Genomic DNA, 11,992 nt, shown 5'->3' with positions numbered 1-11,992 from the left:
GGTCCATTGTGGTGATACCGGTGCATGTCTACTGACTGTCCGTCACCAGCTGATCGATCGGTGTGGTCTCACCCGCCTCGCACTCCGCCGAGAATGCGGTTTCTCCGAGCGCCGCGACGACGACGCCGGTGATCCGGTCGACGTCACCGCGTTCGGCCTTCGGCAGCGGAGCGCCCACCGAACGCCGGGAAGCCGCCGCCGCACCCAACAGCCGCGCGGCCAGGCGATACGCGCCGGCCGCAGCTTCCGCGCCGGCGAGACCTTCGAGGCCGAGCGCGATCGCACGGGGATCTTCGCTGTGACGTGCGATCGCGAGGCCGTCGAGCTGGAGTCGTTTCGCCGCCTCCGCGTCTCCGCGCTGTTCGGCGATGAACCCGAGCTCGGCGAGGACGAGGGTGCTGCCCGCTTCGGACTCCACGCGGCGGTGCCAGTCCAGTATGGACAGCAGACGCTGCTCGGCCTCGTCGAACAGTCCCTGGCGTCGCGCGCCGAGCGCGAGCCCGGTTTCGGCGTAGACCTCAGCGGGTTTGAAGCCGTGTTCGACGGCCAGCGTCCTTGCCCGCTCGTGGAACTCCCTCCCCTTGTCGAAGTCGCCCATGAGCAGCGCCGTCCGGCCCAGCCACGACAGTTTGTAGGCGACTTCCGGCCACAGCTCGAGTTCCTCCGCGCGGCGAAGGCTTTCCCGATGGACGCGAAGGGCGTGCTCGTAGTCCCCGGCGATCGAGGCCAGCATGCCGAGGACGAACGACGCCTGCAGCCAGCCCCAGCGTTCGCCGAGTCCGTCGAAGATCGCGGCGCTCTGCCCGGCGACCCGGCCGCCTCCGGTGAGGTCGCCGCCGGAGATGAGATGGGACGCCCGGTCGCTCAGCGCCGCCGCGGCGCTCCAGTCGTCGCCGATGTCGCGGGCGGTTTCCCACGCGTCGAGGGTGAGCTTCTCCGCCCGGCACAGGTCGCCGACCGTCGACCACGCGTAGCCGAGGAACCACGACATCCGCGCCCGGACAACGGGATCGGTGATACCCCGCACGGTCTCGTCCACGGCGGCGTCCGTGCCGGTGCCGTCGAGCACGGCGATCCCGGTGCGCCAGCCGAGCGCCTGGGCGTACTCGTCCCCGGCGTCGATCTCCATACCGAGCACGAGGTCCAGCGATCGCCGAGCCTCGGTGAGCCGCCCGCGCAGGAACCAGAACCAGGTCGTCGCGTTGACCAGCCGCGCCGCGAGCCGTTGTTCTCCTTGCCTCGACAGCGTTTCCAGTGCTCGCCGGGTGTTGGCGCCCTCGGCGTCCAGCCTGTCGAGCCAACGGCGCTGCTCCCGGCCGCGCAACCCGACGTCACCACGTTCGGCCAGCTCGACGTGGAAACGGGCGTGCCGCAAGTACAGATCGTCGAGTTCGCCCGCTCGCTCGGCATGCTCCAGGGCGTACGCCGAAACGGACTCCAAGAGCCGGAACCGCGGCTCGCCGGACCTGCCCGGCCTGCTGACCACCAACGACCTGTCGACGAGGCGGGACAGCAGATCCAGGACGTCCCCGGTGGCGATCTCACCGCCCGCACAGACCGACTCGGCGGCGTCGAGCCCGCACCCCTCGGCGTGGACGGCGAGCCTGCGCAGCACGATCTGCTCGGGCTCGCTCAGGAGGGTCCAGCTCCAGTCGATCATCGCGCGGAGGGTCTGCTGACGGCGCGGCCCGCCTCGTCTGCCCGAGGACAGCAGGCCGAACCGGTCGTCCAGGCGGGCGAGGAGCTCGTGCACACCGAGCGTCCGGACCCGGGTGGCGGCGAGTTCGAGCGCCAGCGGGATTCCGTCGAGGGTGCGGCAGATCCGGGCGACCACCGCCGCGTTCTCTGCGTCGAGCGCGAACCCCGGCGCGGCCGCCTCGGCGCGGGCCGCGAACAGCCGGACCGCACTCGATTCCCGCACGGCGGCGAAATCCGGGTGCTCGGGCAGTTCGAGCGGCGGCACCGCCCAGACGTTCTCCCCGGGCAGCCCGAGCGGTTCCTGGCTGGTGGCGAGCACCCGCAGCCGAGGCACCGCCGCGAGCAACCGCTCCACCATTGCCGCGACCGGCTCGACGACCTGCTCGCAGTTGTCCAGGACGAGCAGGATCTCCTTGTCTCGTAAGGCAGCGGCTATCGACTGGGTCAGCGTTCCGGTGGAGGTCGCCTCCTCGCGAAGGTCCAGTACGGCCGCGACGACCACGGCGACGAGATCCTCCGGCGGGCAGGTCGGGCACTCGACGACGTCCAGACCCGCCAGCTCGACGAGCCAGGTGCCGTCGGCCATCGTGAGCCGCGACGCCGCCTCGATGGCGAGCCTGGTCTTGCCCACACCGCCAGGGCCGGTGAGGGTGACCAGCCGCGCGTCGGTGACGAGCGCCCCGACCTCCTTGACCGCGGTCGTGCGGCCGATCAGCTCGGTCAACGCCTCAGGAAGGTTTCCGCGCACCGGCTCGGCGGCGCGAGCGGTCTCGAGCTCCGGGCTGCGGGTGAGGATCGCCTGGTGCAGCGCCGCGAGGTCCGGGCCCGGTTCGAGGCCGGACTCGTCACGCAGGCGGGCCCGCAGCTCGGCATACGTTTCAAGCGCCTCGCTGTGTCGCCCGGCCGCGTACAACGCGCGCATCAACAGGCCGCGCATCCGCTCTCGCAGCGGATTCCGCGAGACCAGACCGGCCAGTTCCCCGGTGAGGACGCCGTGTTCGCCGAGCGCCAGCCGGGCTTCGGCACGGTCTTCCTCGGCGAGCAGCCTTTCCTCTTCCAGCCGCTGAGCGGCGGCGACTGCGAAGGTCTCGTCCTCGAAGCCGGCATAGGCCGGCCCTCGCCACAGCGCCAGCGCGTCTGCCAGCAGGGCCGCACGAGCGCGCGGGTCGACCGCCTCGCGTGCGCGGGCGGTGAGCGCACGGAACCGATGGACGTCCAGCTCGCCGGGCTCGACGGCGAGAACGTAGCCGGCCGGTTGGTGCGTCACGAGCTCTCTGGCGCCCGGCTCGGCCCGGTCCAAGGCGCGACGCAACTGGGAGACCTTGGTCTGCAGGGTGTTGCCGGGATTGCCCGGCGGGTGCTCGCCCCAGAGATCGTCGGTCAACGACGACACCGACGCCGCCCTGCCCTCGCGCGACAGCAGCGCGGCGAGCAGGAGGCGGACCTTCGCCTCGGGCACGACGACGGGCTCGCCCGCGGTCGTCCACGCGGCGAGCGGCCCCAGCACTCCGAATCGCACGAAACCGACGTTAGCGCGGACCACCGACAAGACCGTGCGTGAACCCGCAGCGATCCGTGCGCGGGCCGCGTCACGGTGGTCCCATGAGCGAACACGGAAAGACCCCGGTGACCGTGCTGGGGCTGGGCGCGATGGGAACCGCGCTCGTAGAAGCACTACTGGCGGCGGGCCATCCGGTCACCGCCTGGAACCGGACCGCGAGCCGGGCCGAGGCAGTGGCGGCGAAGGGAGCTTCGGTCGCTTCGACCATCTCGGAGGCTCTCGCGGCGAACACGATCGTGATCGCCTGCCTGCTCGACTACGACTCGGTGCACGAGGTCCTGGACCCGGTGGCGGCGGAGCTCGAGGGACGGCAGCTGATCAACCTGACCAACGGCACCCCCGGCCAGGCCCGCGAAATGAGCGCTTGGGCGGAGGGACTGGGCGCGGCCTACCTGGACGGCGGGATCATGGCCGTCCCGCCGATGATCGGCACGCCGGCGGCGTTCGTCTTCTACAGCGGATCGGGCACCGTCTTCGGCCACGCCCGCACCGCGCTCGACACCTTCGGCGGCGTCAACTACCTCGGCGCCGATCCCGGACTGGCGCCGCTGCACGACATCGCGCTGCTCAGCGGGATGTACGGGTATTTCATCGGCGTCATCCAGGCGTACGCGCTGGTCGGCTCGGCCGGAGTCAAGGCGCGGGAATTCGCGCCGCTGCTGCGCGGCTGGCTGGACGCGATGGGCGGCTTCCTGGAGCGCTCGGCCGAACAGATCGACGACGGCGACTACGTGACCGACGTCGTGTCGAACATCGGGATGCAGGCGGCCGCCTACCCGAATCTCGCGCAGGCGGCGAAAGACCAGGGCATCAGCGCCGAGTTGCTCACACCGCTCCAGTCGCTGATGGACGAGCGGGTCGCCGGCGGACACGGCGCCGAAGACCTGATCGGCGTCATCGAACTCCTCAAGAAGTAAGGAAGAACAATGATCACACTGATCGGGCTCGGCCCGATGGGACAGGCCATGGTCCGGGTGCTCCTGGAGAACGGCCACGGAGTGACCGTCTGGAACCGCACCGCCGCCCGCGCGGACGGCGTCGTCGCCGCCGGTGCCGTGCGTGCCGAGACTCCGGCGGACGCGGTGTCGGCGTCGGAGCTGGTGCTGTTGAGCCTCACCGACTACGCCGCGATGTACGACATCCTCGGGAAAGCGGAGGACGCGTTGGCGGGCAAGGTGATCGTCAACCTCAGCTCGGACACCCCGGAGAAGACCCGCCAAGCCGCCGAATGGGTCGAGGCCCGCGGAGCGCGGTTCGTCGCCGGCGGAGTGATGGTGCCCGCCGAACTGGTGGGCAAGGACGAGGCGTATGTCTTCTACAGCGGCCCCACCGACGCGTTCGAGAAGCACCGCGACATCCTGGCGCTGATCGGGCGGCCGGACTATCTCGGCGAGGACGTGCGGCTGGCACAGCTGTTCTACCAGGCGCAGCTGGACGTCTTCCTGACCTCGCTTTCGGTGTTCATGCACGCGAGCGCGCTGGTGCGCTCGGCCGGGGTGCCGGTGGAGAAGTTCGTCCCGTACGCCAAGGACAACTTCAAGATGATGGATTTCTACCTGGACGCCGCGGCCGAGCAGATCGAGAAGGGCGAGCACCCCGGCGACGAAGCCAACGTCACGATGATGGGCGCGACGGCCGACCACATCGTCGAGGCGAGCCGGGACGCGGGGATCGACCTGGCCCTGCCGAAGGCGATCAAGTCGCACTACGACCGGGCGATCGCCGCGGGTCACGGGCGTAGCTCGTGGACCAGCCTGTTCGAGATCATCAAGGCGGACGTCAAGTAGGCGATGTCTTGGGTACCTGGTGATTGTGGGCCGTTGGCCGCAGGTCCGTGAAGGCCTCCTTGCCTACCCTGAAGGTAGGGAAGGAGGCCTTCACGGACGACGCGAGCAAGGGCGGCGGTGACGTGGTGGGGCGCGTGTGCCACCCGAGACCACTGTCCACAGTGGTCACTTTCCGGGTAGCATACGCCTGGTTTATATCTGTAAGTCCGGTTTCGCGGAGAGTCGTGAGTGGCAAAGAGGGTTAGAACGACAATTGCCACTCACGACCCCTGGGCAATACTGCGCAAAGTGCCCAAACCGGCACTCTGGATCTCGAATCGTGTCCTATTTGGACAGCCGCCTCAAGAATCGTCCTTACCGCTCACCACGCCCAGCACCTCCAGAAAGGCATTCGCCGCCGGAGTGACGGTGAAGCGGTTCCAGACCAGGTGCTCGATCCGCGCGGGCGCGTCCCGCACCGGCACGGTGACGACGTCGGTCAGGTTCGGCACGTACTTCGACGGCAGCAGCGCCACCCCCAGCCCCTGATGGATGAGCCGCGCCATGAAGTCGGCGGCGGTCACCTCGAACGCGACCTCCCGCGTCACCCCGGCCGCGGCGAACGCCTGATCCGTCTGCGCCCGCCCCGCCGATCCCGACGGGAAGTCCACGAACACCTCGGACGAAAGCCGCTTCAAGTCCACTTCGGACTCCGCGGCGAGCGGATGTCCGGGAGCCACCACGGCGATCAGGTCGTCGCGCCCCAGTTCGCAGGTGGCCACGCCGTCCGGCCGATCGGTCACCGGGAGGCCGAGGAACGCCACTTCGATCGCGCCGTCCTTGATCTGCTCGACCAGTTGCCCGCTCGCCCCGACCCGCAGCCCGATCCGGACGTGCGGGTACCGGCTGCGGAAGGTCTGCAGGGCGGCTGGGACGTCGACCGCCGCGACGGTCGGGATCACCCCGACGGTGAGCCGCCCGCGGATCTCGCCGACGGCCGCCGCGACCTCCGAACCGGCCCGTTCGGCGGCTTCGAGGCATTGCCGGGCGGCGGGCAGGAACGCCTCGCCCGCGGCGGTGAGCCGCACCCGGCGGCTCGTGCGTTCGAACAGCTTCGCGCCGAGTTCGCGTTCCAGCCGGGCGATCTGGTGACTCAGCGCCGACTGAACGACGAGACACCGTTGCGCGGCCCGCGTGAAGCTGTTCGTCTCCGCCACGGCCACGACGTACCGCATCTGCTGAAGCTCCATGGATCCATCTTGAATCACGATGGATCAGGTGACAAACATGTGTTGGACTCATTGATCCGCAAGGCCGAAGCTGAGAAGCGTGAAAACGCTGACGACCACACCGCTCGCCGCCGGTCTCGCCGGTACCGCGCTGACCGCCTTCGCCCCCATGGTCTGGGGGACGACCTACGTGGTCACCACCGAACTCCTCCCGCCGGGGCACCCGCTGTTCGCCGGGCTCATGCGCGCCCTGCCCGCCGGACTCATCGCGCTCGCCATCACCCGCACCCTCCCGCGCGGCACCTGGTGGCTGAAGGCCGCCGCGCTCGGTGTCCTCAACATCGGGATGTTCTTCCCCCTGCTGTTCGTCGCCGCCGAACGGCTGCCCGGCGGAGTCGCCGCCACACTCGGCGCCGCCCAGCCGCTGCTCGTCGCGATCCTCGCCGTGGCCGTACTTCGGCAGAGCCCGTCCGCGTGGCGGTTCGCCTGGGGGATCGTCGGGATCGTGGGGGTCGGGCTGGTGGTGCTCGGCCCGGCCGCGGGCTTCGACGTCCTCGGCGTGATCGCCGGCCTCGGCGGCGCCGCGACGATGGCACTCGGCGTCACGCTCACCAAACGCTGGGGACGCCCCGCGGACGTGGGGCCGACCGCCTTCGCCTCGTGGCAGCTCACCGCGGGCGGTTTGTTCCTGGTGCCGGTGACCTTCCTGTTCGAAGGAGCCCCGCCCGCCATCGACCTGAGCGCGGCTCTCGGCTACCTCTGGCTCGGCCTGATCGGCGGCTTGCTCGCCTACGTCCTGTGGTTCCGCGGTATCACGTCACTGCCGGTCACCTCGGTCGCCGTTCTCGGCCTGCTTTCGCCGATGGTCGCCGCGCTGCTCGGCGCCGCGCTCCTCGGTCAGTCGCTCGGCCCGATCCAGCTCGCCGGGTTCGCACTCGCCCTGGCCTCGATCGTCGCGGGCCAGATCACTCCGAAGGGTGCCGTCCAATGAAGATCGCCGTCGTCGGAGCCTCGGGGATGGCGGGTTCCCGCGTCATCGCCGAAGCCGCTTCCCGTGGACACCACGTCACCGCCGTTTTCCGCAGTACGCCGCCGAAATCACCGCATCCGGGCGTCGAGGTCGTGCGCGGTGACGCCACCGACGTCGATCGGATGAGCGCCGTCTTCGCGGGAGTCGACGCCGTCGTGGGCGCGACGAGACCTCGGCCCGGCGCGGAAGACACCGTCGCCGCCACGGTCACGGCCCTGCTCGACGCGGCGGCCGGTACCCGTGTCCTGGTCGTCGGCGGCGCGGGGCCGCTGCGTTCGCCGTCGGGCGGGTTGGTGATCGACGATCCGGCGTTCGTCCCGGCGGCGTGGCGGACCATCGCCTCGGCCAGCACGACGCAGCTCCAAGCCTGCGAAGCACACGCAGGCGACTGGGTCTATCTCAGCCCGCCCGCACTCCTCGAGCCCGGCGTCCGGACCGGGACCTACCGGCGAGGGACGACGACCATCCTGGCCGCGGCGGACGGATCGTCCCGGATCTCGGCGGAGGATCTCGCCGTCGCCATCGTCGACGAGCTCGAGAATCCGGGGCGGGACCGGCATTTCACCGTCGGCTACTGAAGTCGGGCGGATCACCGGGGGAGGGCGTTTCCGGACTCCGCTCAGCCTCGATCTGGATCTCGATGTTCGTCTTGTGCGCGATCGGATCCCAGATCTCCTCGATCGGCGCGAGCAAGGACTGGCTGACACCGCAACGCCGGGCACGCACGGCGTACCACGCGAATCCGGCCAGGAAGAGGGGAAGGCTCAGAAACGCCGCCACCGGTGCCAGGAAGTCCATGCGGACGACAGTACAGTAACGTCGCGTTTCCAGAAACACTCCGTTACTGAATGCGAGACGATGACCAGGCTGACGCGAGCCGAGCAGCAGCGCCGCACCCACGAACACCTGCTGGCAGCCGGACGCCAGGTCTTCCTGCGGCGCGGCTTCCTCGCGGCCACGGTCGAAGAGATCGCGGCCGACGCCGGGTACACCCGCGGCGCCGTCTACAAGCACTTCGGCGGCAAGGAAGGGCTGTGGCTGGCGATCATCGAAGCCGACGCGGACGGCCATCTGCGGGGACTGCGCGAAGCGCTGGCTCAGGCCACTTCGCGCGACGAGGTGATCGCGGCGTTGCACCCCGTCGACGTTGCGGACAAGGACGCGGCGAAGTGGAGCGCGGCGGCCGCGGAGGTGCTCGCGGCGACGGCGCAGCAACCGGAAACCGCCGCGCTGGTCGCGGCGATCCAGCGGCGCCACGACGACGAAGTGGTCGCCCTGCTCGCCGAACACACCCGTCGCCTGCGTCTCGAACCCGCCCTGCCGCTGGATCAGGCCGTCGTCATGCTCGGTGCCCTGGGCATCGGCCTCGCGCTGCGTCAGACGGTCGCGCCCGCCGCGGATCCCGCCGCCATCCTCACCCACGCGCTGGACACGCTTTTCCCGCCCTACACTCGGGAGCCGTGATCGATTCCTTCACCACCGCCGACCTCGTCGACGAACACGGCGACCGGCTGCGCGTCTGCGACACCCAGTTCCGGCAGTTCGGCGGGCATCGGGCCTTCTCCGGCCCGATCCGCACCGTCTCCTGTCACGAGGACAACGGCCTGGTCAAGAAACTCCTGGCCACCCCGGGTGACGGCGCCGTCCTGGTGGTCGACGGCGGCGGTTCCCTGCACAGCGCGCTCACCGGCGACATGATCGCGAAGTCCGCCGTCGACAACGGCTGGGCAGGCATCGTCGTCAACGGCGCGGTACGCGACAGCGCCGAGCTCGCCGGGCTCCCGCTCGGGGTGAAGGCGCTCGGCACCAACCCGCGCAAGAGTTCCAAGGCGGGCGTCGGCGCTGTCGACGTCCCGGTCGGCTTCGGGGGAGTGACCTTCACTCCCGGCGACACGCTCTACTCCGACGACGATGGCATCGTGATCCTTCCCGCCGCCTGACCCCGCTCAGACGACGATGACCCGGCGGCCGCGGGTGTGCCCGGCATGGCTGTCGGCATGTGCCGCCGCGGCATCGGCGAGCGAATAGGACTTCTCGACCGGGATGTGCAGCTTCCCCCGCGAGATGAGGTCGACGGCCTCGGCCAGCGCGTCCGGCACGCTCCCGGCCACACCGGAGAAGCGGACACCGAATTCGGGCGCGCCGAGATCGGCGATCGAGAGAACCCTCCCAGGATCCCCGGTCAGCTCGACCAGTTCCGCGAGCACGCCTGACCCGGCCAGATCGAGGGCGGCGTCGACCCGGCCCAGCCGCCGCACTCGGTCCACCCAACCTTCGCCATAGGTCGTGGCTAGCGCGCCCAGATCCCGTAGATAGTCCTGGTTCGCGGCGCCCGCCGTGCCGATCACGGTGATGCCGCGTTCGCGCGCGATCTGCAGTACCGCCGACCCGACTCCGCCGGACGCGCCGCTGACCAGCAGCGTCTCGCCGGCTCGCACCTCGGCTTCGCGGATGAGCCGTAGCGCGGTCTCGACGACGGACGGATATCCGGCCGCCTCCTCGAAGGTGAGCCCGTCGGGCATTACCGCCCAGGCCGACAGGAGGGCGAACTCGGCATAGGTGCTCGAACCCTCGCCGAACACGGAGTCGCCGACCGCGACCCCGTCGACGTCTTCGCCCACCTCGTCCACCACGCCGGCGGCGTCGAGGCCCACGCCGGACGGCAGCACGGTCGGATGTGCGCCGAGGACCTGCCCTTCGCGGATTCTCCAGTCGACAGGGTTCACTCCGGCCGCTCGCACGGCAATGCGCACCTGGCCGGGGCCCGCGTGCGGTTCTTCGGCGTCGACGAGTTGCAGGACTTCCGGTCCACCGAACTCGGTGAAGATCACTTGCTTCATGCGACCGACCGTAGCACTAACGGTTAGTGTTTTGGAACGGTTGTTGTTTCGTATCTGGTAGCTTCACCGCATGACAGCGCCGACCGGACGTCGCGAGCGGAAGAAGGCCGCGACCCGTCAGAAGATCGCCGAGACCGCCTTGAGGCTTTTCCTGGAACGCGGGTACGACGCGGTCGGCATCCGCGAGGTGGCCGCGGAGGCCGACGTCGCCGTCACGACCCTCTTCTCCCATTTCGCCTCGAAAGAGGCTTTGGTGTTCGAGCAGGACGCGAACTTCGAGCAAGGCCTCACGCGGGCGGTCACCGAACGGAAGGCTGGAGAGCCGCTCGTCCCCGCGCTGTGCCGTGAGGTTCACGCGATGGTGCGGCATTGCACCGCGGAGGGGGCCGCCCCGATCTGGCGCATGATCGACGGATCGCCCGCGCTGCGGGAGTACGAGGACGCGATGAGGCTGCGCCACGCGGAGTCGCTGGCCGCGGCCATCGCGGCCGATCCGGAGTCGGCGCGGTCCGCGACCGCCTGCCGGACCATCGCGAGGTTCGTGCTCGACGCCTACTCGATCGGCAGGGAGGCGGCCGATCCGGAGGCCGCGGTGGACGAGATCTTCCGGATGATCGAAGCGGCTTGGGAGGTCACCGGAGCATGCTGACCCAGGTCGCGAACGGTGTGCTGGTCCACCAGAGTGCGCTGCTCCGCAACAACACGATCGTCGTCGACGGCGAGGAAGGCGTGCTGCTCGTCGATCCCGGGATCACCGAAGACGAGATGGCCTGCCTCGCGAACGACCTGGCCCAGTCCGGACGGAGCGTGGTGGCGGGTTTCGCGACCCACCCCGATTGGGATCACGCGCTCTGGCACGCCGCGTTCGGCGACGTACCCCGCTACGGCACGGATCGCTGCGCCGCCTACCTGCGCGATCTTCGGTCGAAAGAGGACTGGAAGGCCGACTTCGCCGAAGGGCTGCCACCGGAAATCGCCGGTGAGGTGCCGTTCGAGCTGTTCGGTCTCATCACCGCTCTGCCCGCCGGAAGCACGCGGATTCCCTGGAACGGCCCGGAACTGCGGATCGTCGAGCATCCGGCCCACGCTCCCGGCCATGCCGCGCTGGTGATCGAGGAGCACGGGGTTCTCGTCGCCGGCGACATGCTCTCCGACGTCCTGGTGCCGATGTTCGACGACACCGCCGATCCGCTCGGGGACTACCTGGCCGGGCTCCGGCTGCTCGAAGAGGTGGCCGACGACGTCGAGGTCGTCGTGCCCGGCCACGGGGCCGTCGGCGGTCCCGGCCAGACGCGCGCACGGATCGACCTGGACCGGGCGTATGTCCACGCCGTGCGCGACGGCCGTACTCCCGACGACCCGCGGATCGGCTCGTCGGCCGAACCGGGATGGGAGTGGGTGAGTGATCTGCACGCCGGGCAGGTACAGCGTCTCACTCAGTCTTTCGGCATGAGACAGAGTTCGCGCGACTGCCCCGAAGTGAAGTCGTAGACGACGGGGTTGCCGTACTCGTAGCCGGGCACGGCGTTGCAATCCGAGCCGGAACTGCTCGAAAGCTGTGCGATCACCGTGTAGTTCGCGGAACCGTCCGAACAGTGCACCCGCACGGCGCTGGAGCTGAACGCGCCGTTGGAGCCGGCGTCTTCGTCGGCCGACAGGCAGTCTCCGGCCTGTGCGGAAAACGGGTCGGGGTCGACCTCGGGGGCGCTGCCGCCGGTGACGAGCGCGACGGTCACCGCGATCGCTCCACCGGTGACTACGAGCGCCCCGGCGGCGATGCCGACGATCAGCCCGGTGTTCGGCGTCTTCTTCGGCGGTGCGACGGGGTACTGCTGCCAGATGGGCGACTGCTGCTGAGGGAAGGTCAC

General features: G+C 69.8%; 13 protein-coding genes. 8 read left to right on the top strand and 5 right to left on the bottom strand.

Annotated elements, in window-relative coordinates:
• Positions 1 to 28: 28 nt before the first annotated feature.
• Entirely contained in the window at positions 29 to 3,217 is a 3,189-nt protein-coding gene (locus ED92_RS14870) for a BTAD domain-containing putative transcriptional regulator (protein WP_037340029.1), read from the bottom strand.
• An 83-nt stretch (positions 3,218 to 3,300) separates the two neighbouring features.
• Here ED92_RS14870 and ED92_RS14865 point away from each other — a divergent pair, with 83 nt between their 5' ends.
• Positions 3,301 to 4,176 (top strand): NAD(P)-dependent oxidoreductase, encoded by an 876-nt coding sequence (locus ED92_RS14865; protein WP_037338208.1) that lies wholly within the window; start codon positions 3,301 to 3,303, stop codon positions 4,174 to 4,176.
• A gap of 9 nt (positions 4,177 to 4,185) precedes the next feature.
• A complete protein-coding gene (locus tag ED92_RS14860; protein WP_037338205.1) occupies positions 4,186 to 5,046 on the top strand; it encodes an NAD(P)-dependent oxidoreductase in 861 nt (286 codons plus the stop codon).
• A gap of 341 nt (positions 5,047 to 5,387) precedes the next feature.
• On the opposite strand, the gene ED92_RS14855 is transcribed toward ED92_RS14860, so the two are convergent.
• The gene (locus ED92_RS14855; RefSeq protein ID WP_037338203.1) at positions 5,388 to 6,275 is read right to left on the bottom strand and encodes a LysR family transcriptional regulator; all 888 of its coding nucleotides are present in this window, start codon (positions 6,273 to 6,275) and stop codon (positions 5,388 to 5,390) included.
• A gap of 79 nt (positions 6,276 to 6,354) precedes the next feature.
• On the opposite strand from ED92_RS14855, the gene ED92_RS14850 reads away from it, so the two are divergent.
• Positions 6,355 to 7,245, top strand: coding sequence for an EamA family transporter (locus ED92_RS14850; RefSeq protein ID WP_081975797.1), 891 nt, complete (start codon positions 6,355 to 6,357; stop codon positions 7,243 to 7,245).
• The gene (locus tag ED92_RS14845; RefSeq protein ID WP_037338200.1) at positions 7,242 to 7,862 is read left to right on the top strand and encodes an NAD(P)-dependent oxidoreductase; all 621 of its coding nucleotides are present in this window, start codon (positions 7,242 to 7,244) and stop codon (positions 7,860 to 7,862) included. The genes ED92_RS14850 and ED92_RS14845 overlap by 4 nt, the downstream gene beginning before the upstream one ends.
• Here the strand turns inward: ED92_RS14845 and ED92_RS42900 are convergent.
• Entirely contained in the window at positions 7,846 to 8,082 is a 237-nt protein-coding gene (locus ED92_RS42900) for a hypothetical protein (protein WP_037338197.1), read from the bottom strand. The genes ED92_RS14845 and ED92_RS42900 overlap by 17 nt on opposite strands.
• Before the next feature lie 60 nt (positions 8,083 to 8,142).
• Here ED92_RS42900 and ED92_RS14835 point away from each other — a divergent pair, with 60 nt between their 5' ends.
• Together ED92_RS14835 and rraA are read left to right on the top strand one after the other, a co-directional pair.
• Positions 8,143 to 8,748, top strand: coding sequence for a TetR/AcrR family transcriptional regulator (locus ED92_RS14835; RefSeq protein ID WP_037338194.1), 606 nt, complete (start codon positions 8,143 to 8,145; stop codon positions 8,746 to 8,748).
• The gene (rraA, locus tag ED92_RS14830; RefSeq protein ID WP_037338191.1) at positions 8,745 to 9,224 is read left to right on the top strand and encodes a ribonuclease E activity regulator RraA; all 480 of its coding nucleotides are present in this window, start codon (positions 8,745 to 8,747) and stop codon (positions 9,222 to 9,224) included. The genes ED92_RS14835 and rraA overlap by 4 nt, the downstream gene beginning before the upstream one ends.
• 6 nt (positions 9,225 to 9,230) lie before the next feature.
• Here rraA and ED92_RS14825 read toward each other — a convergent pair whose 3' ends face one another.
• Positions 9,231 to 10,124, bottom strand: a complete 894-nt coding sequence (locus tag ED92_RS14825; protein ID WP_037338189.1) for an NADP-dependent oxidoreductase — start codon at positions 10,122 to 10,124, stop codon at positions 9,231 to 9,233.
• Positions 10,125 to 10,194: 70 nt separating this feature from the next.
• On the opposite strand from ED92_RS14825, the gene ED92_RS14820 reads away from it, so the two are divergent.
• A complete protein-coding gene (locus ED92_RS14820) occupies positions 10,195 to 10,773 on the top strand; it encodes a TetR/AcrR family transcriptional regulator (protein WP_037338187.1) in 579 nt (192 codons plus the stop codon).
• Entirely contained in the window at positions 10,767 to 11,615 is an 849-nt protein-coding gene (locus ED92_RS14815) for an MBL fold metallo-hydrolase (protein ID WP_037338185.1), read from the top strand. Before ED92_RS14820 ends, ED92_RS14815 begins: the two co-directional genes overlap by 7 nt.
• Here ED92_RS14815 and ED92_RS14810 read toward each other — a convergent pair.
• Positions 11,561 to 11,992: a hypothetical protein gene (locus ED92_RS14810; protein ID WP_037338183.1), complete on the bottom strand. Its 432-nt coding sequence runs from the start codon at positions 11,990 to 11,992 to the stop codon at positions 11,561 to 11,563. The genes ED92_RS14815 and ED92_RS14810 overlap by 55 nt on opposite strands.

Source organism: Amycolatopsis sp. MJM2582, from assembly GCF_000754115.1.
In the GTDB taxonomy this organism is placed as follows: domain Bacteria; phylum Actinomycetota; class Actinomycetes; order Mycobacteriales; family Pseudonocardiaceae; genus Amycolatopsis; species Amycolatopsis japonica.
Note: the sequence above shows the minus strand (reverse complement) of the source record. Positions and strands in the feature narration are given on the sequence as shown.